17 protein-coding genes are annotated in these 24748 nt (G+C 65.3%); 10 read left to right on the forward strand and 7 right to left on the reverse strand.

What is annotated here, in order from left to right:
• Positions 1 to 112: 112 nt before the first annotated feature.
• From QRN13_RS11875 to rplL, 4 genes are all read left to right on the forward strand, one after another.
• Positions 113 to 565, forward strand: coding sequence for an NUDIX hydrolase (locus QRN13_RS11875; protein WP_284878058.1), 453 nt, complete (start codon positions 113 to 115; stop codon positions 563 to 565).
• Positions 566 to 633: 68 nt separating this feature from the next.
• Positions 634 to 1206 carry a DUF2059 domain-containing protein gene (locus tag QRN13_RS11880; RefSeq protein WP_284878059.1) on the forward strand — a complete coding sequence of 191 codons (573 nt, stop codon included), beginning with the start codon at positions 634 to 636 and terminating at the stop codon, positions 1204 to 1206.
• A 311-nt stretch (positions 1207 to 1517) separates the two neighbouring features.
• Positions 1518 to 2033 carry a 50S ribosomal protein L10 gene (rplJ, locus tag QRN13_RS11885; protein ID WP_055754822.1) on the forward strand — a complete coding sequence of 172 codons (516 nt, stop codon included), beginning with the start codon at positions 1518 to 1520 and terminating at the stop codon, positions 2031 to 2033.
• A gap of 62 nt (positions 2034 to 2095) precedes the next feature.
• Complete coding sequence (rplL, locus tag QRN13_RS11890; protein ID WP_055754823.1) at positions 2096 to 2479, forward strand: 50S ribosomal protein L7/L12; 384 nt, start codon at positions 2096 to 2098, stop codon at positions 2477 to 2479.
• A gap of 131 nt (positions 2480 to 2610) precedes the next feature.
• Here rplL and QRN13_RS11895 read toward each other — a convergent pair whose 3' ends face one another.
• On the reverse strand, positions 2611 to 3528 hold the full coding sequence (locus QRN13_RS11895) for a CE1 family esterase (protein ID WP_284878060.1): 918 nt from the start codon (positions 3526 to 3528) through the stop codon (positions 2611 to 2613).
• A 119-nt stretch (positions 3529 to 3647) separates the two neighbouring features.
• Between QRN13_RS11895 and QRN13_RS11900 the strand changes: the two genes are divergently transcribed.
• Complete coding sequence (locus tag QRN13_RS11900) at positions 3648 to 4325, forward strand: type 1 glutamine amidotransferase domain-containing protein (protein ID WP_055804574.1); 678 nt, start codon at positions 3648 to 3650, stop codon at positions 4323 to 4325.
• Between the two features lie 40 nt (positions 4326 to 4365).
• Here QRN13_RS11900 and QRN13_RS11905 read toward each other — a convergent pair whose 3' ends face one another.
• The 4 genes from QRN13_RS11905 to QRN13_RS11920 form a co-directional block, all read right to left on the reverse strand.
• Entirely contained in the window at positions 4366 to 6342 is a 1977-nt protein-coding gene (locus QRN13_RS11905; protein ID WP_284878061.1) for a M61 family metallopeptidase, read from the reverse strand.
• A gap of 233 nt (positions 6343 to 6575) precedes the next feature.
• Entirely contained in the window at positions 6576 to 8537 is a 1962-nt protein-coding gene (locus QRN13_RS11910) for a M61 family metallopeptidase (protein WP_284878062.1), read from the reverse strand.
• A 131-nt stretch (positions 8538 to 8668) separates the two neighbouring features.
• Entirely contained in the window at positions 8669 to 9154 is a 486-nt protein-coding gene (locus tag QRN13_RS11915) for a hypothetical protein (protein ID WP_284878063.1), read from the reverse strand.
• 132 nt (positions 9155 to 9286) lie between these two features.
• Positions 9287 to 9838, reverse strand: a complete 552-nt coding sequence (locus QRN13_RS11920; protein ID WP_017506749.1) for an FKBP-type peptidyl-prolyl cis-trans isomerase — start codon at positions 9836 to 9838, stop codon at positions 9287 to 9289.
• A 340-nt stretch (positions 9839 to 10178) separates the two neighbouring features.
• Between QRN13_RS11920 and rpoB the strand changes: the two genes are divergently transcribed.
• Complete coding sequence (gene rpoB / locus QRN13_RS11925; protein ID WP_066551888.1) at positions 10179 to 14294, forward strand: DNA-directed RNA polymerase subunit beta; 4116 nt, start codon at positions 10179 to 10181, stop codon at positions 14292 to 14294.
• A 103-nt stretch (positions 14295 to 14397) separates the two neighbouring features.
• Positions 14398 to 18594: a DNA-directed RNA polymerase subunit beta' gene (gene rpoC / locus QRN13_RS11930; RefSeq protein ID WP_055754901.1), complete on the forward strand. Its 4197-nt coding sequence runs from the start codon at positions 14398 to 14400 to the stop codon at positions 18592 to 18594.
• Between the two features lie 281 nt (positions 18595 to 18875).
• Here the strand turns inward: rpoC and QRN13_RS11935 are convergent, their stop codons facing one another.
• Both QRN13_RS11935 and QRN13_RS11940 read right to left on the reverse strand, forming a co-directional pair.
• Entirely contained in the window at positions 18876 to 19712 is an 837-nt protein-coding gene (locus tag QRN13_RS11935) for a hypothetical protein (RefSeq protein WP_284878064.1), read from the reverse strand.
• 727 nt (positions 19713 to 20439) lie between these two features.
• The gene (locus tag QRN13_RS11940; RefSeq protein ID WP_284878065.1) at positions 20440 to 21036 is read right to left on the reverse strand and encodes a hypothetical protein; all 597 of its coding nucleotides are present in this window, start codon (positions 21034 to 21036) and stop codon (positions 20440 to 20442) included.
• A gap of 394 nt (positions 21037 to 21430) precedes the next feature.
• Here QRN13_RS11940 and rpsL point away from each other — a divergent pair, with 394 nt between their 5' ends.
• The 3 genes from rpsL to fusA all read left to right on the forward strand — a co-directional run bounded on the left by rpsL (position 21431) and on the right by fusA (position 24584).
• A complete protein-coding gene (gene rpsL, locus QRN13_RS11945) occupies positions 21431 to 21805 on the forward strand; it encodes a 30S ribosomal protein S12 (protein ID WP_008260482.1) in 375 nt (124 codons plus the stop codon).
• An 81-nt stretch (positions 21806 to 21886) separates the two neighbouring features.
• Entirely contained in the window at positions 21887 to 22360 is a 474-nt protein-coding gene (rpsG, locus tag QRN13_RS11950; RefSeq protein WP_184278599.1) for a 30S ribosomal protein S7, read from the forward strand.
• A 145-nt stretch (positions 22361 to 22505) separates the two neighbouring features.
• Positions 22506 to 24584, forward strand: a complete 2079-nt coding sequence (fusA, locus tag QRN13_RS11955; protein ID WP_066622735.1) for an elongation factor G — start codon at positions 22506 to 22508, stop codon at positions 24582 to 24584.
• The last annotated feature ends 164 nt before the right edge of the window (positions 24585 to 24748 follow it).

Raw genomic sequence — 24748 nt, forward strand, 5'->3', positions numbered from 1 at the left:
GATCCCGTTTCGAGGGCGGCCGCGACCGGCAGACCTGGAACCAGACGTGAAGATTGGGCGAGCGCCAGCACGAATCGTCAGGACCGCTCAAGCGATGGGCGAGGGCTGAGGCGTGCCGCAGGCCCGGTCGAAACGCACCACCCGCTCCGAGACCCGGCAGGTCGCGGCTCTGCCGTGGCGGCTGGAAGACGGCGAGCGTCGCATCCTGATGATCACCTCGCGCGAAACGCGACGCTGGGTGATCCCCAAGGGCGGGCGGATGGTCGGCAAGAGCGATCCCGAGGCCGCCGCCCAAGAGGCGATGGAGGAGGCGGGGGTCAAGGGCGACATCGACACTCAGTCCATCGGCGTCTTTCGATACGCCAAGGGTCTGAAAGACGGCGGCGTGCGCCAGTGCGTGGTTTCGGTCTATCCGCTCGAAGTGCTGATCCAGATGGGCGCCTGGCCCGAAGCGCATCAGCGCGAGCGCCGCTGGATGAGCCTGAGCGAGGCGGCGGATCTGGTTCATGAGCCCGACCTGGCCGCGCTGATCCGCGACTTCGACGCCACGCCGCTCGAAGATTGAGCAACCGTCGGTCGAATTCTACTGGCCTGCGGACCTGAGCCTTCCGATAAGTGGGCGGGGAGGCCATCATGATCATCACACGCAAACAGGCGCTGGCTGCGTCGCTGGGTCTGGCGCTGGGTCTGAGCGCGACAGGCGCGCACGCGCAGGCGGCGGCTCAATCGGAAACGGTCGTCGTCACGCGCGTCGAGCCTGCGCCGCAGGATGCCGGCTTGGCCCGCCGCAGCGCCCTGGCGCGCGAACTGATCGATCTGTCCGTCGGACCGAACTTCATGAAGGAGTTCGAGCGCGTCATGGTCGCGCAGATGGGCGAACTGGATAAGAAGGGCGGCGAAGAAGCGATTTGGGTCCGCACCAACATGCCGTCTATGGCTAGCAGAATGATCGAGCGGTTCATGGATGACTTGGCCCCAATCTACGGCTCCGTCTTCACTGAAGAAGAACTCGTCGCTCAGATCGCATTCTATCGCACGTCTGTCGGGCGCTCTGTCGCAGCCAAGACGATATCCTTGAGCATGGCCTCACAGGAGGTCGAGACCGCAGCGATGACGAACCTTCTGGAGGAGTTTGAGAGCAAATATTGCGCCCGGTTCGACTGCGGCGAGGCCGAACAGACCGGCGCCAAGCCCAGCGGGCGTTAAGCCGGGTTGATTTCCAACGGCGGCGCCTGTAAGAGCGCCGCTTCCCGTCGGAGGTTCATCTTCTGACGGTCCTGTCCGAGAACTTCGGGGCGTGGGGGTCACCCAGGCCATAACTGTCAGAGGGCCCTCTGACGCCGTGGGGAGATGGGGACGCGACCTTGCGCTGTCAGCCCGCATTCCGGGACGGACGCCGTCAGACGCATCCTTCGGACAATACGACCGGCTTTAACGCTTCGCAGCGATGCGACGCGCTTTGGCCAATCCGTCGTCGGGAATAAGCCCGGCGGCGAATACCAAGACTGGAGACCGCAATGGATCGCGCTCAAAAAGCCGAGTCTATCGAATCGCTCAAGGGCGTTTTCGCCGACGCCGGCAGCGTGGTCGTGACCCACAACCTGGGTCTGACCGTTGCGGAAATGGAAGATCTGCGTGGCCGTCTTCGTAAAGAAGGCGGCGCGTTCAAGGTGGTCAAGAACCGCCTGGCGCTGAAGGCGCTCGAAGCCGAGGAAGGCAGCGACTACCACAACCTGTTCAAGGGTCCCGTGGGCATCGCCTATTCCGAGAACCCCGGTACGGCCGCCAAGGTCGCCACCGAGTTCGCCAAGGCCAACGATCGCTTCAAGATCGTCGGCGGCTTCATGGGCTCGACCATCGTCGACCAAAAGGGCGTGGACGCACTGTCCAAGCTCCCGACGCTCGACGAGGTTCGCGGTCAACTCATCGGCCTGCTTAACGCGCCTGCGACCCGTATCGCCGGCGTGCTGCAAGCACCCGCCGGTCAGCTGGCTCGCGTGTTCAACGCCTACGCCACCAAGGAAGCCGCGTAAGCGGCCCAGCCTTTCATCTCTGCATCACTCTCTAAAACCAATCCTCCGAAGGAAAACTGACAATGGCTGACCTCGCCAAGATCGTCGAAGACCTGTCCGCTCTGACCGTCCTCGAAGCTGCTGAACTCTCCAAGCTGCTGGAAGAAAAGTGGGGCGTCAGCGCCGCTGCTCCGGTCGCCATGGCTGCTCCGGCCGCCGGCGGCGGCGCTCCGGCTGAAGCTGCCGAAGAGCAAACCGAATTCACCGTCGTCCTGGTCGACGGCGGCGACAAGAAGATCAACGTGATCAAGGAAGTCCGCGGCGTCCGTTCGGACCTGGGTCTGAAGGAAGCCAAGGACCTGGTCGAAGGCGCTCCGCAGAACGTCGTCGAGAACGTCTCCAAGCAAGCTGCCGACGAAGTCGCCAAGAAGTTGACGGAAGCCGGCGCCAAGGTCCAGATCAAGTAATCTGGGTCTCAGCTCTGCTGATATCGGAAAGGCCCGGCGGGAAACCGCCGGGTCTTTTTCTTTTGGGGGGCTACCGCGCGGAGCGCTACTTGAGGCCCATGGGCGGCACTAGGGCTAGGGCTTGGTGTGCATCAGTTCTGCGGGCGTGTTCGCGCGGCGAAGAAGGCCCACAGGGCGTCGTTGTCGGCGACCCAGCTGTGGCCGCCGCCTGAGGTGATGCGGCCCACCACGTCCGCGCCGTCGCGGCAGGCGGCGTAGCCCTCTTCATAGATATTGTCGGCGATCCAGCGGGTGTCGCGCACCTGGGTGCAGCCGTTCAGCTGGGCCCAGCGCTGTTCGGCGGCATGCATGGTGTAGCTCCAATAGCCTGCGCCGCCGCCCTGGATCGGATTGGTGGTGTCGGCGTCGCCGGCGAAGGCGATGATCGGCATGGGGCGCGAGGGACGGCAGGTGGCGGGATCCGGCTCCTGCGGGCGGTCCTTTCTGGGATTGCCGGCGCGCAAGCCGACGACCGGGGCGATGGCGGCGAAACGGTCGGCGGCGACGCAACCCAGCCAGGACGCCATCCGCCCGCCGCCCGACAAGCCCGTCGCATAGATGCGGCTGTCATCGACGCAGCCCTGGTCAGCCAGATAATCGATGGCTCCCGTCAGATAGGCGACGTCGTCGGCATCGCCGGGACCGGGGACTGCGCCGGTGACGGTCGGCACGCCGGGGATGTTCCAGACGAAACCTTGATCGATCGGAATGCCGGCGTCGGGCGCGGCGACGATGAAGCCGTGCCGATCCGCCGCTTCAGCCAAGCCGGAAGACGCCAGCATCTTCTCTCCGGTGCCGCCGCTGCCATGCAGCAGGAAGACCAGAGGCGCCGGCCTTGCGGGGTCAAAACCCATGGGCAGGTGGATCCGCATCGTGCGTCCGCTGCGGCCGATGGCGACGGCCTGGGTCGCGCCCGCCTGTCCGATGTTGCAGGGGCCGGCTGCCTGCGCCGACGGGCTGAAGATCATCAGGCCCATCAGGGCGGCGAACAGACCGAACCAAGGCTTCATGCGACGTCGTCTCCGCTGATCGAGGCCGGCAGGGTGGGATGTTTTCGGCATCGAGGCCAGTCTTGAGCGGCGCCGTGCGGCTTCCCATCTGTGGACACCCCAAGACGGAGCCATCCCCTATGAAAATTCTGTTGGTGCTGACGTCGCACGACCAACTCGGCGACACGGGCAAGAAGACCGGCTTCTGGCTGGAAGAACTGGCGGCGCCCTATTACGCGCTGAAGGATGCGGGCGCGGAGATCGTGCTGGCCTCGCCCAAGGGCGGTCAGCCGCCGCTGGACCCCAAGAGCGACGACCCCGACGCCCAGACCGACGATACGCGCCGGTTCAAGGCCGACCCCGAAGCCCAGGCCGCCTTGGCCTCGACCGTCGTCCTGTCGTCGGTGAAGGCCGAGGATTTCGACGCCGTCTTCTATCCCGGCGGACACGGACCGCTGTGGGACCTGGCGAACGACGCCGACTCCATCGCCCTGATCGAGGCCTTCGCCAAGGCGGACAAGCCGACCGGCTTCGTCTGCCATGCGCCCGGCGTGCTGAAGTCGGTGAACGGGCCGGACGGCAAGCCGCTGGTCAACGGCCGCAAGGTGACCGGCTTCACCAACTCCGAAGAGGAGGCCGTGGGCCTGACCGATGTGGTGCCGTTCCTGGTCGAGAACGTGCTGACCGCCAACGGCGGCGACTACTCCAAGGGGCCGGACTGGGGCTCCTATGTGCTGACCGACGGCAAGCTGGTGACCGGGCAGAACCCCGGCTCGTCGCACGCGGCGGCCGAGGCGTTGCTGAAGCTGTTGAAGTAAGGGGCGTGTCTCCTTCCCGCGAGGCGGGGAGGAGACGCCTTCAGCGCCGGCGGGGCGCGAGGATTTCGGACAGGCGGTCCGGCGCGCCCTCGATCCGCTCCAGGCGGGGGTAGCGCAGACCGTCGTGATAGGCGAAGGCCACCGTGCGGAAGCGATCGCCGGATTTCAGCAACAGTTCGATTGGGGCGTCGGTCCCTTTCGCCGCCGTGACGGCGTCGCGCAACACCTCGGCCGAGCCGGCCTTGCCGTTGACGGCGACCAGGCTCCAGCCGGCGCCGAGGCCTCGCTCAAAGGCGGGCCCGCCCCAGCGGATGTTGGTCAGCTTGTCGCCCGACAGGGTGAAGCCCAGCGAGTACTGGAAGTCGTTGGCCCAGCCGCTCTGAACCGACTTCTCCGCCGCCGAGGGTGTGTCTGTGTAGGTCAGTCGCCAGCCGCCACGCTCGATCCCGGCCAGCGGCGCGCGGGCGTCGGGACCGACGGCGTCCAGACGGGTGCGCAGGAAGGCGGCCCAGTCGTGGGGATAGACCGCATTCAGGGCTGCGACCACATCCTCGAACCTGTAGCCTTGCGGCGCCCATTCGCCGTCGTCGTGACCGAAGAAGCCCTTGGCGAAATCATCCAGCGACTTGCGGCCATTCGTGCCCTCGCGGATCAGGGTGTCGGCGTCCAGCCAGACCAGCAGGCTTTCGCGGTAGTAGTCGCCGGTGCCGCGCATCCACGAGGTGAACTGGCCCGGCACGCGATAGCCCAGCAGATTGTGGTTGTTGGTGTCCTGTAAGGCGCGCCACTGGCGGCCCGGCTGCTGGTCGTAGAAGGCGGCGACGCTGGCCAGGGTCGCCAGGGCCACGTCCTTGGAATGCAGGCCCGAACGGGCGGCCAGCACATCGCCCCAGTATTCGGTCTGGCCCTCATAGACCCATAACAGTGTGTTCTGGGTCGGGACGTTGTGGTTGGCGGTCAGCTCGTCCGCCGGACGCATGAACTTGCCGTTCCAGGAGTGGGTGTATTCGTGCGGCAGCAGGCCCCGGTCGCCGGCGCTCTTGGTCCAGTTGGTGAAGAAGTCGGGCGCGCCGGTGTTCTCGGACGAGCGATGATGCTCCAGCCCGATGCCGCCCATCTGATCGGTCAGGGCGAACAGGAATTCGTAGTTGTCGAAGTGACGGGCGCCGAACAGGCGGTCGGCCTGCTGAACCATGTTCTCGAACAGTTTCAGCTGGTCGTCGGTAGCGGCCAGACCCTTGGCCTCGTCAGCCAGGATGTTCAGGTGGACGCGCTCGCCGCTGGGGTCGATGTCGACGCGGCGGTAGTGCGCGCCCGCGAAGATGGGGCTGTCGATCAGGGTGTAGAGGTCGGTCGGGGCGAAGGTCGCCACGTCGCCGTCCTGAGACGCCGTGGTCAGGGCGGTGCCGTATTTCCAGCCGGCGGGCAGGACCATCGAGGGGGCGACCTGGATCTGGCGGCTGAAATAGCCGGCCGGATAGAAGATGGCCTTCTCCCACTGCAGATTGACCATGCCCGGGGTCATCAGCACGCGCCAGTTGGAACTGTCGGACTGGGTCAGCTGCTGGAACTGCACCTCGATGCTGGTCACGCCCGCTGGGATGTCGAGGTGGAAGGCGTAAGGGTCCAGCGTGTCGCGCAGCCACTCGATCCGCTGGCCATTGGCGGTGACGGTCAGGCCGGACAACAGCTGGATCGGGCCGGTGGCGGCGTGGTTGCCGGGCAGGAACTTCGGATAGAGCAGGGTCAGCGGGCCCGGGCTGGCGACCGGGATGGTCTGGCTGACGTTGATGATGCGACGGTCCAGGTCGGTGATGTCGGCGCGGTACTGGATCACGCCCGGATAGGGCTTGTCTTGCGGCGCCGGGATGGCCGGCTGGGCGCGGGGCAGGGCCAGCGGCGCCTGGGTCGCATCGATGACGACCGGAGTGGACTGGAAACTCTGGGCCAGAACTGGCGAAGCGGCGGCCGTCATCAGAACGGCGAGGCAGGCGGCGGTCAGGCGGGTACGCAGCATTCGGTCATCCGGTTCGGCGAGGAAGCCGCACCGTCGGGGGCGAGGGGCGATGCGTCAAGCGTGGCGTTGTGTCTCCTCCCCATGAAATGGGGAGGGGGACCGCGAAGCGGTGGAGGGGCTCTTGAAGTCCCACAGGCACCTGTGAGGCGGTGAAGAGCCCCTCCGTCACGGCGCTGAAGAAGCGCCGCGCCACCTCCCCACGCAATGGGGAGGAGACGTATGTGTTCGACGTTTTAGCGCCGGCGGGGCGTCAGGATGTCGCCAAGGCGGTCAGGCGTGCCCGGGATGCGTTCAAGGCGGGGGTAGCGCAGGCCGTCGTGGTAGTCGAAGACGACGGTGCGGTATTGCTCGTCGTCCTTGACGATCAGGGTGATGGGCGTCGACGGATCCTTGGCTGCGGTGACGGCCTCGGTCAGGCGTTCGGCGCTGGCGGCCTGCCCGTTGACGGCGACGATCTCCATCCCGGCGGCCAGGCCCGACTTGAAGGCCAGGCCGTTCCACTGGACGCTACGGATTTTGTTGCCTTCGCCGGTCTGGAAGCCCAGCGAATAGGTGAAATCGTTGCGTTTCAGCTCGGCGTACAGGGTCTTCATGTAATCGGTGGGCTTGTCCGAATAGGCCAGCCGCCAGCCGCCGCGCGCCAGACCGTCCAGCGGGGCGCGGGCCTCGGGGCCATCGGCGTCCAGTCGGGTGCGCAGGAAGGTCGCCCAGTCATTGGCGACGACGCCGTTCAGGGCCGCGACCACATCCTCGAACGTATAGGGAGCGGGCGTATAGCTGCCGTCCTGGACGCCGTAGAAGGCGCGGGCGAAGTCGTCGAGCGACTTCCGGCCGCCGGTCTTTTCGCGGATCGTGGTGTCGACGTCGAGCCAGATCAACTGGCCCTCCGAATAGTAGTCCTCGTCGCGCTGCCACGACAGCCAGCCCTTGGGCTGGCGCTGGCTGATGATGGGGTCGTTGGTCGTGTCCTGCATCGCGCGCCATTCGCGGCCGACGCGCGTGTCGAACGTCGCGGCGGTCATGGCCAGGGCGTCCATCGCCTGTTGCTTGCTGAGCAGGCCCGAGCGGGCGGCGATCACCTGGCCATAGTACTGAGTCTGGCCTTCGTAGACCCACAGCAGGCTGTTTTGCAGGGGTGAGTTGAAGTTGGGCACATACTGGTCGGCGGGGCGACGCCATTTGCCGTCCCAGGAGTGGTTCATCTCGTGGCTCAGCAGGTCGCGGTCGGACAGATGGGTGTCCCAGCCGGTGAAGAAGGCGGGATCGACCGAGTTTTCCGAACTGCGGTGATGCTCCAGCCCGATGCCGCCCAGCTTGTCCGTCATGGCGATCAGGAAGTCGTAGTGGTCGAAGTGGCGCGCGCCATACAGCCGGTCCATCTGGGCGACCAGATTGCGCAGGATCTGAATCTGCTCGTCGGTGGCGTTCAGGCTGTCGGCCTTGTCCGCGACGATGTTGGCGCGAACGGGCGAGCGGCCGCCGGGATCGAGGTCGATCTGGCGATAGTGGACGCCGGCGAAGACCGGGCTGTCGATCAGCACTTCCAGATTGACGGGCTTGAACGTCTGGACGTCGCCGGCCTTGGTTTCGGGCTCCAGCGCCGTGCCGAACTGCCAGCCCGCGGGGAACTTGACCGTGGGCTGGACCGTGATGTTCCGCGACCAATGGCCGGCGGGATAGAGCAGCATCTTCTCCCATTGGATGTTCAGCATCTCGGGCGTCATCGTGATGCGGCCCTGATTTCCGGTCGTCGGCGACAGGTGCTGCAGGGTGATGTCCAGCGCCGTCGCACCGGCCGGGACGACCACGTGGTAGGCGAAGGGATGCAGGGTGTCGCGAACCCACTGCACCCGCTGGCCGTTCGCGGTGATCTCGATGCCGGCCAGCTGCGCGATGGGGCCGACAGGGCCGTGGTTGCCCGGCAGCCACTCGGGGAAGAACAGGGTCATCGGTCCCGCCTGGGTGACCGGGATCGTTTCCTTCAGCGCAAAGATGTGTTGGGCCAGGTTGGTGGCGTCGACGTCCAGAGTGATGACGCCGGGATAGGCGACGTCCCGCGCTTCAGGAATCGGGGGCAGGGGCGCGGGCAGGGCGGGCGGGGTGGTCGAGGCCTGCTGCGCCAGGGCGGCCGGGGCGGTCGAGGCCAATAGGAGGGCGAGGCCGAGCGGGGCGGCGCGCAGGCAAGAACGGATCATCGAGGACTCTTCAGGCGACTGGGGAGCCGCGACAGTCCGACGCAGGGGGCAGGGCGTCAAGCGTCAGCGCTGATCCGAAATTGCACTGCACCCAGAAAACGCGTGCAAAATGCAAGGAGGTGTAATTTGGATCAGTCCTCCTCCATCGGACGCAGGGGCGGCGTGGTGGGCAGATTGTGCTGTCGTTTCGGGTCGTTGGCCATGCCCCGGTAGTAGCGCACGGCATGGTCGTCGATCTTGGCGATGGCCTCCAGATCCTTGTGCAGCCGGGACCAGCCCCGCGCCTCGATCAGCTTGCCGTCGATCATCGCCCGTGAAGCATTGGCCCAGGCCAGACGCGCCATGTCGGCGGCGTTGCAGGGCAGGCGCTGGTCTATGGCGTCCAACTCATAGGCGTCGAGCGGTTCGAAGACCGCGCCGTGCGGCTGGTCCGAACGGCGCCAGCCCTCCGTGCGGGCGCGCCAACGGAAGGTCGACAGGCTGAGACCGTGGCGCGCGCAGACCTCCCGGGCGAACCCCCCGGCGAGATAGTCTTTGCGGGCGGCGGCCCAGGTTGCGGCGGACCGTCGGGTCCAGTCGGGCGAATTCGGATTGGGATCGGAGATGTCATCGGCCATGCCGCCCATGATGCGGGCGGCGTCGGCTATGGCCGGAACAATGACGCTTCGAGCGCCTAAGTCGTTGAATAGGCTGCGATCAGGGTGTCGAAATAGGATGGAGCGCGGTCGCCAGCCATCCTGTTTCGGTCTTCAGCCCGGCTTGACGTCCAGCAGTTCGACCGAGAAGCGCAGGGTGGAGTTGGGGGGCAGTTCGTCGCCGCCGACCCAGCGCGAGCCGTAGCCCAGCGAGGCGGGGATGACGAACTCGTAGATTTCCCCGACGCGCATCAGTGCTACGCCCTCGGTCCAGCCCTTGATGACGCGGTTCAGCGGGAATTCGGCCGGCTCGTTGCGGGCGTAGGAGCTGTCGAACTCGCGTCCGTCGATGAAGGTGCCGCGATAGTGGACCTTGACCGTGTCGGTCGCCTTGGGCTGAGCGCCCTCGGGGTGGGCCTTGCCGACGCGGCGATATTGCAGGCCGCTTTCGGTGGTGGTCCAGCCGCGCCGGGCGCCGTTCCAGGCGAGGTAGGCGGTATTGCCGGCGTCCCAGGCCTGCTGCGGCGTCAGGGCCCCCTGGCCATTGACCTGATCGGCGGCGCGCGCGGCGGCCGAAGCCGTCTCGGCATAGGTCACCGGCTCGCGATGGGTGGCGCAGGCGGAAAGGGCCAGAGCGGCAAGCAGGGGCAGGGCGATCCGTGTCATAAGGCGACGCTAGATCAGGCCGTCGTCGCTCGCAACGAGATTGGTCGGCTCTGTCGAAAAGGTTCCCTGGGGCCTTTATTTCGTCGCGAATGCGCGTATATGTGCGCGCTCCGCAACACTCCATATGAGTCTGCGCGCAAGCGCCGAGGCCCGGTCCGTCGCCCTCCGACCGAGCGAAGGCGCGGCTCCTTCCCAGGGAGCCGGTACATTTCAGGCGTCCTGGCCCGGCAGCGGGCCGAGGGTGGATGCCGAAACCCTGGCTGCGGACGCGGAGACGCGCGCCGTGGCTGCTGCATTTCACGCACGCCTTCCCCGGGGCGTGCGCCATGGGAAACACTGAATGACTGACGTCGCCCACGATCTCGCCATCAACGGTCAGATCGCTTCCGCCACCTCGTTCACCGGCAAGAAGCGCATCCGCAAATCCTTCGGGCGTATCCCTGAAGCGATCGCGATGCCGAACCTGATCGAGGTTCAGCGCGCTTCCTACGAACAGTTCCTGCAGCGCGAAGTCCGTCCGGGCGTCCGCAAGGAGCAGGGCATCGAGGCGGTCTTCAAGTCGGTGTTCCCGATCAAGGACTTCAACGAACGCGCCATCCTGGAATACGTCTCGTACGAGTTCGAAGAGCCGAAGTACGACGTCGAGGAGTGCATTCAGCGCGACATGACCTATGCGGCGCCGCTGAAGGTCAAGCTGCGCCTGATCGTGTTCGAAACCGACGAGGAAACGGGAGCCCGTTCGGTCAAGGATATCAAGGAGCAGGACGTCTACATGGGCGACATCCCGCTCATGACGGATAAGGGCACCTTCATCGTCAACGGCACCGAGCGCGTGATCGTCTCGCAGATGCACCGTTCGCCGGGCGTCTTTTTCGACCACGACAAGGGCAAGACGCACTCGTCGGGCAAGCTGCTGTTCGCCGCCCGCGTGATCCCGTACCGCGGCTCGTGGCTCGACTTCGAGTTCGACGCCAAGGACGTGGTCTATGTCCGCATCGACCGCCGCCGCAAGCTGCCCGCCACGACCTTCCTGATGGGTCTGGGCATGGACGGCGAAGAAATCCTGAAGACTTTCTACGAGACCGTGCCTTACGAGAAGCGCGGTGAAGGCTGGGTCACGCCTTACAAGGCCGAGCGCTGGCGCGGTGTTAAGCCGGAGTTCGACCTGATCGACGCCGACACCGGCGAAGTGGTCGCCCAGGCCGGTCAGAAGATCAGCGCCCGCGCCGCCAAGAAGCTTGGCGAGACGACGACCTCGCTGTCGCTGGCCGCCGACGCCCTGGTCACCAAGTATCTGGCCAATGACGCCGTCAACTTCGAGACCGGCGAAATCTTCGCCGAGGCCGGCGACGAACTGGACGCCCCGACCATCGAAGTGCTGGAGCAGAACGGCTTCACCACCATCGAAGTGCTGGACATCGACCACGTCACGGTCGGCGCCTACATGCGCAACACCCTGCGCGTGGACAAGAACGACAACCGCGAGGACGCCCTGTTCGACGTCTATCGCGTGATGCGTCCGGGCGAGCCGCCCACTCCGGAAGCCGCCGAGGCCATGTTCAACTCGTTGTTCTTCGACAGCGAACGCTACGACCTGTCGGCCGTCGGCCGGGTCAAGATGAACATGCGTCTGGAAAGCCCCGAGGTCTCCGACGAGATCCGCGTCCTGCGCAAGGAAGACGTGCTGAAGGTGCTGCAGATCCTGGTCGGCCTGAAGGACGGCCGCGGCGAGATCGATGACATCGACAACCTGGGCAACCGTCGGGTCCGTTCGGTCGGCGAGCTGCTGGAAAACCAGTACCGCGTCGGTCTGCTGCGCATGGAGCGCGCCATCAAGGAGCGCATGTCCTCGGTCGATATCGACACGGTCATGCCGCACGACCTGATCAACGCCAAGCCGGCCGCCGCCGCGGTTCGCGAGTTCTTCGGTTCGTCGCAGCTGTCGCAGTTCATGGACCAGACGAACCCGCTGTCGGAAATCACCCACAAGCGTCGTCTGTCGGCGCTTGGCCCGGGCGGTCTGACGCGTGAGCGCGCGGGCTTCGAAGTCCGCGACGTGCACCCGACCCACTACGGCCGCATCTGCCCGATCGAAACGCCGGAAGGCCCGAACATCGGCCTGATCAACTCGCTGGCCACCCACGCGCGCGTCAACAAGTACGGCTTCATCGAGAGCCCGTACCGTCGCGTGAAGGACGGCCAGGCGCAGGGCGAGGTGGTCTACATCTCGGCCATGGAAGAGTCGAAATACACGATCGCTCAGGCCAACATCGAACTGAAGAACGGTCAGATCGTCGAGGACCTGGTCCCCGGCCGGATCAACGGTGAATCCCAGCTCCTGAACAAGGACGCCGTGGACATGATGGACGTGTCGCCGAAACAGGTCGTTTCGGTCGCCGCCGCCCTGATCCCGTTCCTGGAAAACGACGACGCCAACCGCGCGCTGATGGGCGCCAACATGCAACGTCAGGCCGTGCCTCTGGTGCAGTCGGACGCGCCGCTGGTCGGCACCGGCATGGAAGCGGTCGTGGCCGTGGACTCCGGCGCCGTCGTGGTCGCCCGTCGTGACGGCGTCGTCGAACAGATCGACGGCACCCGGATCGTCGTGCGCGCCACCGGCGACGTGGACGCCGCCCGCTCGGGCGTCGATATCTACCGCCTGTCGAAGTTCCAGCGTTCGAACCAGTCGACCTGCATCAACCAGCGCCCGATCGTGCGCGTGGGCGATCAGGTGAAGGGCGGCGACGTCATCGCCGACGGTCCGTCGACGGACCTGGGCGAACTGGCTCTGGGCCGCAACGCCCTGGTCGCCTTCATGCCCTGGAACGGCTACAATTTCGAAGACTCCATCCTGATTTCCGAACGCATCGTGCGCGACGACGTCTTCACCTCGATCCACCTGGAAGAGTTCGAAGTCGCCGCCCGCGATACGAAGCTTGGCCCTGAGGAAATCACGCGCGACATCCCCAACGTCGGCGAGGAAGCCCTGCGCAACCTCGACGAAGCGGGCATCGTGGCCATCGGCGCCGAGGTCCAGCCGGGCGACATCCTGGTCGGCAAGGTCACGCCGAAGGGCGAAAGCCCGATGACGCCGGAAGAGAAGCTGCTGCGCGCCATCTTCGGCGAGAAGGCTTCGGATGTGCGCGACACCTCCCTGCGCCTGCCGCCCGGCGTCGCCGGCACGATCGTCGACGTTCGCGTCTTCAACCGTCACGGCGTCGACAAGGACGAGCGCGCCATGGCGATCGAACGCGCTGAGATCGAACGTCTGGGCAAGGACCGCGACGACGAGCTCAAAATCCTCGAGCGCAACGTCTACGGCCGCCTGAAGCCGCTGATCGTGGGCAAGAACGCCGTGTCGGGGCCCAAGGGCATCGGCCGTGGCGAACTGACCGACGAGAAGCTGGCCGAGGTCAGCCGTGGTCTGTGGTGGCAGATCGCCCTGGACGACGAAAAGGCCATGGGCGAGCTGGAAGCGATGAAGCGCCAGTTCGAGGACGCTCGCAAGCAACTGGACCGTCGTTTCGAAGACAAGGTCGAGAAGCTGCAGCGCGGCGACGAACTGCCCCCCGGCGTGATGAAGATGGTCAAGGTCTTCGTGGCCGTGAAGCGCAAGCTTCAGCCCGGCGACAAGATGGCCGGCCGTCACGGCAACAAGGGCGTCATCTCCAAGATCCTGCCGATCGAGGACATGCCGCACCTGGAAGACGGCACGCACGTCGACGTCGTTCTGAACCCGCTGGGCGTGCCTTCGCGCATGAACATCGGCCAGATCTTCGAAACCCACCTAGGTTGGGCCGCCGCCGGTCTGGGCAAGCAGATCTCCGGTCTGCTGGAAGCCTGGCAGGCTGGTGGTCAGAAGCAGGCGCTGATCGATCGTCTGACGCATATCTATGGCGAAGAGACCCCGCTGCCGCAGGATGAGGAAGAACTGATCGAACTGGCGAAGAACCTGTCCAAGGGCGTGCCCTTCGCGACCCCCGTCTTCGACGGTGCGCACATCGGCGACATCGAGCGTCTGCTGGAAGAGGCGGGGCTGAACAAGTCGGCCCAGTCGATCCTGTACGACGGTCAGACCGGCGAGCAGTTCAAGCGTCCGGTCACGGTCGGCTACATCTACATGCTGAAGCTGCACCACCTGGTCGACGACAAGATCCACGCCCGCTCCATCGGCCCGTACTCGCTGGTCACCCAGCAGCCTTTGGGCGGCAAGGCGCAGTTCGGCGGTCAGCGCTTCGGGGAAATGGAGGTCTGGGCTCTGGAAGCTTACGGCGCCGCCTACACCCTGCAGGAGATGCTGACGGTGAAGTCCGACGACGTGGCCGGCCGGACCAAGGTCTACGAGGCCATCGTCCGTGGCGACGACAGCTTCGAGGCCGGCATTCCCGAGAGCTTCAACGTGCTCATCAAGGAAATGCGTTCGCTGGGTCTGAACGTGGAGCTGGGGAACAGCTGATTCGGATCACGAGCCCTCTCTCGCCACGGCGGGGGAGGGCGATCCCTCCGCTTTTCTCCGTTCTGAATAATTTTCGCGGGTCAGCCCCGCAGAAGGAATCAAGATGAACCAGGAAGTCCTGAACATCTTCAACCCGGTCCCGGTCACCCCGACCTTCGACCAGATCAAGATCGCCCTGGCCTCGCCCGAGAAGATCCGTTCGTGGTCGTTCGGCGAGATCAAGAAGCCGGAAACCATCAACTACCGTACGTTCAAGCCCGAGCGTGACGGCCTGTTCTGCGCGCGTATCTTTGGCCCGACCAAGGACTACGAATGCCTGTGCGGCAAGTACAAGCGCATGAAGTACAAGGGCATCATCTGCGAGAAGTGCGGCGTCGAAGTCACCCTGGCCCGCGTTCGCCGCGAGCGCATGGGTCACATCGACCTGGCTGCGCCGGTCGCCCACATCTGGTTCCTGAAGTCGCTGCCCAGCCGCATCTCGCTGATGCTGGACATGGCGCTGAAGGACGTCGAGCGCGTCCTGTACTTTGAAAACTACATCGTCACCGAGCCGGGCCTGACCCCGCTGAAGCAGAACCAACTGCTGACGGAAGACGAGTTCTATCGCTACCAGGAAGAGTTCGGCGATGACGGCTTCACCGCCGAGATCGGCGCCGAGGCCGTCCGCAACCTGCTGATGGGCATCGACCTGAACGCGGAAGCTGAAAAGCACCGCGCCGAGCTGGCCGACAATCCCTCGGAAATGAAGGCCAAGAAGGCGTCCAAGCGCCTGAAGCTGATCGAGGCCTTCCTGGAATCGGGCAACAAGCCCGAGTGGATGATTCTGACGATCGTGCCGGTCATTCCGCCGGAACTGCGTCCGCTGGTGCCGCTGGACGGCGGTCGTTTCGCGACCTCCGACCTGAACGACCTGTATCGCCGCGTCATCAACCGCAACAACCGCCTGAAGCGCCTGATGGAACTGCGCGCGCCGGACATCATCATCCGTAACGAAAAGCGGATGCTGCAGGAGTCCGTCGACGCCCTGTTCGACAACGGCCGACGCGGTCGCGTGATCACGGGCGCCAACAAGCGTCCGCTGAAGTCGCTGGCCGACATGCTGAAGGGCAAGCAAGGTCGCTTCCGTCAGAACCTGCTGGGCAAGCGCGTCGACTATTCGGGTCGTTCGGTCATCACCGTGGGTCCGGAACTGAAGCTGCACGAGTGCGGCCTGCCCAAGAAGATGGCGCTGGAGCTGTTCAAGCCGTTCATCTATGCGCGCCTGGACGCCAAGGGCCTGTCGGGCACCGTCAAGCAATCCAAGCGCATGGTCGAGCGTGAGCAGCCCGCCGTTTGGGACATCCTGGACGAGGTCATCCGCGAGCACCCGGTTCTACTGAACCGCGCGCCGACGCTTCACCGTCTGGGCATCCAGGCGTTCGAGCCCAAGCTGATCGAGGGCAAGGCCATCCGCCTGCACCCGCTGGTCTGCACCGCCTTCAACGCCGACTTCGACGGCGACCAGATGGCCGTTCACGTCCCGCTGAGCCTCGAGGCCCAGCTGGAAGCGCGCGTCCTGATGATGTCGACCAACAACATCCTGTCGCCCGCCAACGGCAAGCCGATCATCGTGCCGTCGCAGGACATCGTCTTGGGGCTGTACTATCTGTCGCTGGTCAAGGACGGCGAGCCGGGTGAAGGCAAGCTGTTCGCCAACATCGGCGAGATCGATGCGGCGCTGGACGCCAAGGTCGTCACCCTGCACACGCGCATCAAGGCGCGCTGGACGGAACAGGACGCCGAAGGCAATGAGGTGACCAAGGTCATCGACACGACGCCGGGTCGCATGAAGCTGGCGGCTCTGCTGCCGCGCAACCCGAACGTCGGCTATCGCCTGCTCGAGAAGAACCTGACCAAGAAGGAAATCGGCAATCTGATCGACGTGGTCTATCGCCACTGCGGTCAGAAGGCGACGGTCATCTTCGCCGACCAGATGATGGGCCTGGGCTTCCGCGAAGCCGCCAAGGCCGGCATTTCGTTCGGCAAGGACGACATCGTGATCCCGGCCAAGAAGGTCGAGCTGGTCGCCGAAACGCGCACCCAGGTCGAGGAGTACGAGCAACAGTACGCCGACGGCCTGATCACGCGCGGCGAGAAGTACAACAAGGTGGTGGACGCCTGGTCCAAGGCCACGGACCGGATCGCCGACGCCATGATGGGCGAGATCGCGCAACCGCGCGTGCTGATCGAGGGTGAAAACCCCGACATCAACTCGGTCTTCATGATGGCCAACTCCGGCGCCCGTGGTTCGCAGGCCCAGATGAAGCAACTGGGCGGCATGCGCGGCCTGATGGCCAAGCCGTCCGGCGAGATCATCGAGACGCCGATCACCTCGAACTTCAAGGAAGGCCTGACCGTCCTTGAATACTTCAACTCCACCCACGGCGCCCGTAAGGGTCTGGCCGACACCGCGCTGAAGACCGCCAACTCGGGTTACCTGACCCGCCGTCTGGTGGACGTGGCGCAGGACTCCATCGTCACCGAGCAGGATTGCGGCTCGACGCGCGGCATCACCCTGCGTGCGGTGATGGAAGGCGGCGACGTGCTGGTCTCGCTGGGTCAGCGCATCCTGGGTCGCTATGCAGCCGAGGACATCAAGGAGCCGGGCACCGATACCGTCCTGTTCCCCGCCGACACCTATCTGGTGGAAGAAGTCGCCGAGGCCGTCGAGGCCGCGGGCGTCCAGTCGGTCAAGGTCCGTTCGGCCCTGACCTGCGAGGCAGAAGCCGGCATCTGCGCCCACTGCTACGGCCGTGACCTGGCGCGCGGCACCAACGTCAACATCGGCGAAGCGGTCGGCGTCATCGCCGCCCAGTCGATCGGCGAGCCGGGCACCCAGCTGACGATGCGGACCTTCCACATCGGCGGTACGGCCCAGGTGGCGGAAACCTCCTTCATGGAGGCGACCAACGCCGGTACGGCCAAGGTCACCGGCCCGACCGTCGTCGCGGCCCACGGCGACCTGGTGGCCATGAGCCGCAACGTCATCGTGACCGTGGTCGTGGACGGCAAGGACCGCGAGACGCACAAGGCTCCTTACGGCGCCCGCATCCGCGTCAAGGACGGCGACGAGGTCAAGAAGAACCAACGCCTGGCGGAGTGGGACCCCTACACCACCCCGATCCTGACGGAAGTCGGCGGCGTCGTGCGCTTTGAGGACTTGGTCGAAGGCCTGTCGGTCAAGGAAGAAACCGACGAAGCGACGGGCATCGCCCAGCGTGTCGTCAGCGACTGGCGCGCCAGCCCGCGCGGTTCGGACCTGCGTCCGGCCATGGGCGTCACCCTGGGTGACGCCTACGCCAAGCTGTCGTCCGGTTCGGACGCCCGCTATCTGCTGCCCGTGGGCGCGGTTCTGTCTGTGTCGAACGGCGATGAGGTCAAGCCGGGCGAGATCATCGCCCGCGTTCCGACCGAAGGCGCCAAGACCCGCGACATCACCGGCGGTCTGCCGCGCGTCGCCGAACTGTTCGAAGCTCGCCGTCCGAAGGACTGCGCGGTCATCGCCGAGATGGATGGTCGCGTTGAATTCGGCCGCGACTACAAGAACAAGCGTCGCATCAAGATCACGCCCGAGCCCAACGCCGACGGCGTGCAGGGCGAACCGGTCGAGTTCCTGATCCCGAAGGGCAAGCACATCTCCGTCCACGACGGCGATCTGATCCAGAAGGGCGACTACATCATCGACGGCAACCCGGATCCGCACGATCTGCTGCGCATCCAGGGCGTTGAGGCGCTGGCCGAGTATCTGGTGAACGAAGTGCAGGAGGTCTATCGACTGCAGGGCGTGCCGATCAACGACAAGCACATCGAAGTCATCGTGCGTCAGATGCTGCAGAAGGTGGAAGTGCTAGATTCGGGTGAAACCACCCTGATCCGCGGCGACACCGTCGAAGTCGCCGAAGCCGTTCTGGAAAACGCCAAGGTCGAGAAGCGTGGCGGCCGCCTGGCCACCACCCAGCCCGTCCTGCTGGGCATCACCAAGGCGTCGCTGCAAACCCGCAGCTTCATCTCAGCGGCGTCCTTCCAGGAGACCACTCGCGTCCTCACCGACGCCTCGGTCCACGGCAAGAAGGATATGCTGGAAGGTCTGAAGGAAAACGTCATCGTCGGCCGCCTGATCCCGGCCGGCACCGGCGCCTACCTGCGCAGCCTGCAGAAGATCGCCAACGAGCGAGATGCAGAACTGACCTCGGCTCTGGAAGAGGCGATCGAGCCGCTGCCGGCCGATCTGCAACTGGAGCTGGAGAGCAGCGAGAGCTGATCTTTCGTTTCAAAAGCGAAGACATGAAGGGGGCGGCGCCGGCGACGGCGCCGCCCTTTTTCTATGAGCCGTTGACCGCGCCTTGATTGTGGTCAGAGCTTTCCTTCTGATTGTGAGGGGGGAGGATGCGTCATGACCAAGAAACGGGCTTCGCCCGTCGTGATGGCCTTTAATATCGTCCTCTGGTGCGGTGTGGGTTACGTCGGTCTAGCCATAGCCGCGATACATCTTGGCGAGGTTATGCACGACATCCACTGCCTGGATCATCGCTGACCTCATTGTCAGTCTTTACCGCCGATTCGTACTCCGCCGATGCTGGCTGAGAAGCCCTGGCGGCGGCGTTCGCCTCGATTGATTGTCGTCTCAGCGCCTTGACGCATGTCAACGCTGGGAACGTCGGGCAATAGGGCGCCGGCGCAGCCTGTGCCGAAGTTCGAGCCGACGCAGTCCGCCGGGCCCACCACGCCGACGCCGCCGGACAGAGGACGACGGCGCGCCTCCCATTCAGCCAGACGCCGCGCGCCTTCGCGCGCAAAGGCGGCGTCACGTTCGGGGTTGCCCGTGCCGGTGATCGGAGCGGCGTTCATTCCGCGTCGCATGGCATCCTCGCGGCAATGGGCGCGCTCGGCGGCGTTGAGCTGTTGCGGCGTGGTGCAGCCGATCAGGCCCTGACGCAGAACGCGGGACATGGCCCCGGCGCGGTCGTTCGGATTGACCGTCCAGGCGTCCTGTGGAGCGGGAGAGCTCTCAGGCGCGGGCGCAGCGATGCGGGGACGGATTGGGGTAGGGCGACTGTCCGGTGCGGACGCGACCCTGTCTGTGGGAGCGACGTCGATGCCGCCAGCGTCACGCGATGCGGACATGACGACGGGCTCGGGCGTCTGCATCGCAGGGCGGGGCCGCTCATTCGGCAGGAGAGGGCGTGGGCTGATGTCGATGTAGAGGGGGCGTGAATCGGGCGCGCTCGGCGGAGCGTCAATCCCCAGCGCGGTGAGAGAGAGGGTGGCGATCAGCCCTGCGTTGATGGCGACCGAGGCTGTGGCCAAGGCGACCTTGCGCCAGTCCGGACGAGTTCGTCGCGGCCATGGGCCAGGGGAGGGCGCGGAGGCTGCGGTCATTCGCGACGCTTTCTGAGATTGGGCAGGAAGCCATCTCGCGAGGAGAAGAGTTCGACCTGAATGTTCACGCGCTCGCATCCTGCCATCGGATGTGGCGTTACGCACTGAGGATCTCCGCGTGGCGGATCGGCGCGCTGAGCTTCCCAGGCCGCCAGACGACGCGCCCCCTGTCGCGCGAAGGCGGCGTCGCGCTCGGCGTTCCCCGTTCCCCGAATGACAGGGGTGGCTTCGCCGCCGCTCCAGGGCTCCTCGCAGCGGCGTCGGTCGTCGGGCGCGAGGCGGTGCGGGGCTTTGCACGAAAGGGAAGGCAATCTCGGCCCCGCAAGAGCGCCGCCGACCCGCCAGCGGGCGTCGATCATGTCGTCTGCTTTCGCTTGGCTTATGGGCGAGGGCGGGGGCGCCGACGTCGCCGGATCGCCTCTGATCGGCGCATCCCCTTGCGACGCCTGCGCGCCTTGGGGCGCGGCCATGGCGTCCTCAGAGGACGTGACAGACGGAGCTCTTGGCGCGCGGACCAAGGACGGCCAGGCGTCCTCAAGATAGACGATCATCGGCGTAGGCCGCAGCGAACGAGCGCGCAGCCCCGGATCCGTCATGGATAGAAGCACGACGGCGCCCGCATTCAGCCCGAGTGCTGCAACCGTAAAGCCCGCCTTGCGCCAGCCAAGACAGCGGGGCGCTTTCGTCGGTGTCGTCGTCCCAGGTGAGAGGTCAACTGCAGCCATCCTCAGTTCATGCCAAACAGCGACCGCAGCCCGGGGTAGGCGCCGTCGCCCTCGCGGTAGTCGCGCCAGCGTTTCTTGACGGCGGCTTCCGTGGCGAAGGCCGCCGTCCTTTCCTCGTCGCCGGAGCGCACCATCGGCGGCGATGATTCATCGGCCGCGATCGCCCGCGCACGGCAAGCGTGCCGGTCCTGCGTGGACCGTGCGCTTTCGGGCCGGCAGTCCGGTCCGCCATTGCGCGCCGCGTTCCCCGTCGGCCAGGCGGCGTCGGGTAAGTGGCTTGGTCGGACTGTCCAGCGCGGGTCATAGGATGGCGCGGCCGGACGATCCGATGTCGGCGTCACGGTCGGCTCCGATCCCGCAGCCTCGGAATCGCGCGAACGGACTCGCGCCCGGCGTTGGTCCTGCGCTTGCGGCGCAGCCACCGGCGCTTTCCGGGCCTTGGCCCCTATGATCACAGGCTCGATCTCGATGTAGATAGGCGAGTGTCCCGAAATACGACGCGGCGCCGGGCGGCGGTCCTCCACCGCGAGCAGCGTCAGCAGGACTGCGTTCACCACAAGCGAGAGCGCAATCGCCCCTGTTCTGGCCAGCCCCGCCATGACCCATCCCCGGTTGGTCGTGTCGTCAAGCTGAGCGCGAAGCGTGGCGGGTTTCGGGCGAAAGGTCGCTCTATTGAAGACCGCTAGGCTTCATCGAAGCGGCTGCATGCTGGAGTGTTAACGTCTCCGCCTTGACCTTCGCGCCCATCGCGCGTAGAAGCCGCCCACTTTCGAGGCGTGACCGGTTCGCCGGTCGCTGAGATCGTGACAATCCAACGGACGGGCTGTGCCCGCCGGAACGCCCAAAGCGCGCGTTCCGGTTTTTCTGTTTGGGTGGTCGCGCGATCAGTCTCGATGACACCCGGGCGAGGGGATGGTCCCCCGTTCACAAGAAGGCGAGAGGCGCTTCGGTCGAAAGACACACGCCTCCATCAGAAGTCGAGACGAGTTTCGAATGCCTACGATCAACCAGCTGATCCGCAAGCCGCGCAAGCCCAAGCCCACCCGCAACAAGGTGCCGGCTCTGGAGGGTTCGCCCCAGCGTCGCGGCGTCTGCACCCGCGTTTACACCACGACCCCGAAGAAGCCGAACTCGGCTCTGCGTAAGGTCGCCAAGGTCCGTCTGGCCAAGAACGGCTACGAAGCCGTGTGCTATATCCCCGGCGAAGGCCACAACCTGCAAGAACACTCGGTTGTTCTGATCCGCGGCGGCCGCGTGAAGGACTTGCCCGGCGTTCGCTACCACATCCTGCGCGGCGTTCTGGATACCCAAGGCGTCAAGGACCGTAAGCAGCGTCGTTCGCACTACGGTGCCAAGCGTCCGAAGTAAGCCATTCTTCTCCGGGCCGTCGCGCCCGGAGGCCTTTTCGAGATCTTCCCGGCGTTGGTCGGGCACTGCAAGGAATACCCCATGTCGCGTCGTCACCGCGCCCAGAAACGTGAAGTTCTGCCGGATCCCAAGTTCGGGGACTTGGTCGTCACCAAGTTCATGAACTACGTCATGTACGAAGGTAAGAAGGCCGTCGCCGAAAACATCGTGTACGGCGCCTTCGACATCCTGGCCGAGAAGAAGAAGGACCAGGAGCCGGTCGCGACCTTCCACGCCGCCCTGGACAACGTCTCCCCGTCGGTCGAAGTGCGCTCGCGTCGCGTCGGCGGCGCCACCTATCAGGTGCCCGTCGAAGTCCGTCCGGACCGTCGCCGCGCCCTGGCCATCCGCTGGCTGGTGAACGCTGCGCGCAAGCGTGGCGAGAACACCATGACCGAGAAGCTGGCCGCCGAGCTGCTGGACGCCTCGAACAACCGCGGCACCGCGGTCAAGAAGCGTGAAGACACCCACAAGATGGCCGAAGCCAACCGCGCCTTCAGCCACTATCGCTGGTAACGCCTTCAAAGCGTCATCTGCGCTGACTATCTAAGGGTTTCCGGCGCGGGCGGTTTAAGTTAAATCGCCCGCGCTCGCTTATCCGAACACCGACATCCTTCCGAGGGCGCACCTGAGCGTCCTGAAATTTTCAAGGCACGCTTTCATGGCCCGCACTCACAAGCTCGAGGACTACCGCAACTTCGGCATCATGGCCCACATCGACGCGGGCAAGACGACGACGACCGAGCGGATCCTGTATTACACTGGTAAATCCCACAAGATCGGCGAAGTCCACGACGGCGCTGCGACCATGGACTGGATGGACCAGGAGCAGGAGCGCGGCATCACCATCACGTCCGCCGCGACGACCGCCTTCTGGCAGGGCAAGCGCCTGAACATCATCGACACCCCCGGCCACGTGGACTTCACCATTGAGGTCGAACGTTCGCTGCGCGTCCTCGACGGCGCCGTGACCGTGCTGGACGGCAACGCCGGCGTCGAGCCGCAGACGGAAACCGTCTGGCGCCAGGCCGACAAGTACAAGGTGCCGCGCATCGTCTACGTCAACAAGATGGACAAGATCGGCGCCGACTTCGACGCCTCGGTCGAGTCGATCCGCGACCGTCTGGGCGCCAAGGCCGTGCCGATCCAGTTCCCGATCGGCGCTGAATCCTCGCTGTCGGGTCTGGTCGACCTGGTCCGTATGACCGGCGTGGTCTGGGACAACGACGGCTTGGGCGCCTCCTATAAGGACGTGCCGATCCCCGACGACCTGATGGACAAAGCGATCGCCGCGCGTCAGTACCTGATCGACAACGCCGTCGAGCTGGACGACGAGGCGATGGAAGCCTACCTCGAGGGCAACGAGCCCGACGAAGCCACCATCAAGAAGTGCATCCGTAAGGCCGTTCTGACCGGCGCCTTCTATCCGATCCTGTGCGGCTCGGCCTTCAAGAACAAGGGCGTGCAGACGCTGCTGGACGCCGTCGTCGACTACCTGCCGTCGCCGCTGGACATCCCGCCGACCCCGGGCATCGACTTCAAGACCGAAGAGCCCGTCGTGCGTAAGGCTTCGGACGAAGAGCCGCTGTCGGTCCTGGCCTTCAAGATCATGGACGACCCCTTCGTCGGCTCGCTGACCTTCTGCCGCCTGTACTCGGGCAAGATGGAAACCGGTCAGTCGCTGCTGAACTCCAGCCGCGACAAGAAAGAGCGCGTCGGCCGGATGCTGCAGATGCACTCCAACAACCGTGAAGACGTCAAGGAAGCCTATGCCGGCGACATCGTCGCCCTGGCCGGCCTGAAGGAAACCCGCACGGGCGACACCCTGTGCGACCCGATCAAGTCGCCCGTCATCCTGGAGAAGATGGAGTTCCCGGCGCCGGTCATCGAGATCTCGGTCGAGCCCAAGACCAAGGGCGACCAGGAGAAGCTGGGCGTCGCCCTGGCCAAGCTGGCCTCGGAAGATCCCTCCTTCACCGTCTCGACCGACCACGAGTCGGGCCAGACGATCCTGAAGGGAATGGGCGAGCTGCACCTAGACATCAAGATCGACATCCTGAAGCGCACCTACAAGGTCGAGGCCAACATCGGCGCGCCGCAGGTCGCCTATCGTGAATCGCTGGGCCGCAAGGTCGACATCGACTACACGCACAAGAAGCAGACCGGCGGTACGGGCCAGTTCGCCCGCGTCATGATCACCTTCGAACCCGGCGAGCCGGGCTCGGGCTTCGTGTTCGAGAACTCGATCGTCGGCGGCGCGGTGCCGAAGGAATACATCCCCGGCGTCGAAAAGGGCCTGAACTCGGCCAAGGACAATGGCCTGCTGGCCGGCTTCCCGCTGATCGACTTCAAGGCGACGCTGACGGACGGCAAGTTCCACGACGTCGACTCCAGCGTGCTGGCGTTCGAAATCGCTTCGCGCGCCGCCTTCCGTGAACTGAAGGAGAAGGGTTCGCCCAAGCTGCTCGAGCCGATCATGGCGGTGGAAGTCGTGACCCCCGAGGAATACCTCGGCTCGGTCATCGGCGACCTGAACGGCCGTCGCGGCATGATCCAGGGTCAGGACATGCGCGGCAACGCCACCGTCGTGAACGCCTTCGTGCCGCTGGCCAACATGTTCGGCTATGTGAACACGCTGCGCGGCATGTCGCAGGGCCGCGCCCAGTTCACCATGCAATACGATCACTACGAGCCGGTGCCGCAACACGTCGCCGACGAAGTGATCAAGAAGTACGCCTAAGCTTTCCCTTTTCGGAAAGCCCGCCTATATGCGCCCGGACCGTAAGGACCGGGCGTCCTTAACCCCCAAACTGCAGGAACCCCGGTTCGGGGACCTTAGGAGCTAGAAAATGGCCAAGGAAAAGTTCGAACGGACGAAGCCGCACTGCAACATCGGCACGATTG

The sequence above is a fragment of the Brevundimonas sp. MEB006b genome (assembly GCF_030209705.1).
Lineage (GTDB): Bacteria > Pseudomonadota > Alphaproteobacteria > Caulobacterales > Caulobacteraceae > Brevundimonas.

What these genes read in the sequence shown, in the direction of transcription:
- rpoC (WP_055754901.1), top strand. Translation starts at nt 14,398, where the DNA reads ATGAACCAGGAAGTCCTGAACATCTTCAACCCGGTCCCGGTCACCCCG.
- rpsG (WP_184278599.1), top strand. Translation starts at nt 21,887, where the DNA reads ATGTCGCGTCGTCACCGCGCCCAGAAACGTGAAGTTCTGCCGGATCCC.
- QRN13_RS11920 (WP_017506749.1), bottom strand. Translation starts at nt 9,838, where the DNA reads ATGACACGGATCGCCCTGCCCCTGCTTGCCGCTCTGGCCCTTTCCGCC.
- QRN13_RS11905 (WP_284878061.1), bottom strand. Translation starts at nt 6,342, where the DNA reads ATGCTGCGTACCCGCCTGACCGCCGCCTGCCTCGCCGTTCTGATGACG.
- QRN13_RS11915 (WP_284878063.1), bottom strand. Translation starts at nt 9,154, where the DNA reads ATGGCCGATGACATCTCCGATCCCAATCCGAATTCGCCCGACTGGACC.
- rplJ (WP_055754822.1), top strand. Translation starts at nt 1,518, where the DNA reads ATGGATCGCGCTCAAAAAGCCGAGTCTATCGAATCGCTCAAGGGCGTT.
- rpsL (WP_008260482.1), top strand. Translation starts at nt 21,431, where the DNA reads ATGCCTACGATCAACCAGCTGATCCGCAAGCCGCGCAAGCCCAAGCCC.
- QRN13_RS11880 (WP_284878059.1), top strand. Translation starts at nt 634, where the DNA reads ATGATCATCACACGCAAACAGGCGCTGGCTGCGTCGCTGGGTCTGGCG.
- QRN13_RS11900 (WP_055804574.1), top strand. Translation starts at nt 3,648, where the DNA reads ATGAAAATTCTGTTGGTGCTGACGTCGCACGACCAACTCGGCGACACG.
- QRN13_RS11940 (WP_284878065.1), bottom strand. Translation starts at nt 21,036, where the DNA reads ATGGCGGGGCTGGCCAGAACAGGGGCGATTGCGCTCTCGCTTGTGGTG.
- rpoB (WP_066551888.1), top strand. Translation starts at nt 10,179, where the DNA reads ATGACTGACGTCGCCCACGATCTCGCCATCAACGGTCAGATCGCTTCC.
- QRN13_RS11910 (WP_284878062.1), bottom strand. Translation starts at nt 8,537, where the DNA reads ATGATCCGTTCTTGCCTGCGCGCCGCCCCGCTCGGCCTCGCCCTCCTA.
- QRN13_RS11895 (WP_284878060.1), bottom strand. Translation starts at nt 3,528, where the DNA reads ATGAAGCCTTGGTTCGGTCTGTTCGCCGCCCTGATGGGCCTGATGATC.
- rplL (WP_055754823.1), top strand. Translation starts at nt 2,096, where the DNA reads ATGGCTGACCTCGCCAAGATCGTCGAAGACCTGTCCGCTCTGACCGTC.
- QRN13_RS11935 (WP_284878064.1), bottom strand. Translation starts at nt 19,712, where the DNA reads ATGACCGCAGCCTCCGCGCCCTCCCCTGGCCCATGGCCGCGACGAACT.
- fusA (WP_066622735.1), top strand. Translation starts at nt 22,506, where the DNA reads ATGGCCCGCACTCACAAGCTCGAGGACTACCGCAACTTCGGCATCATG.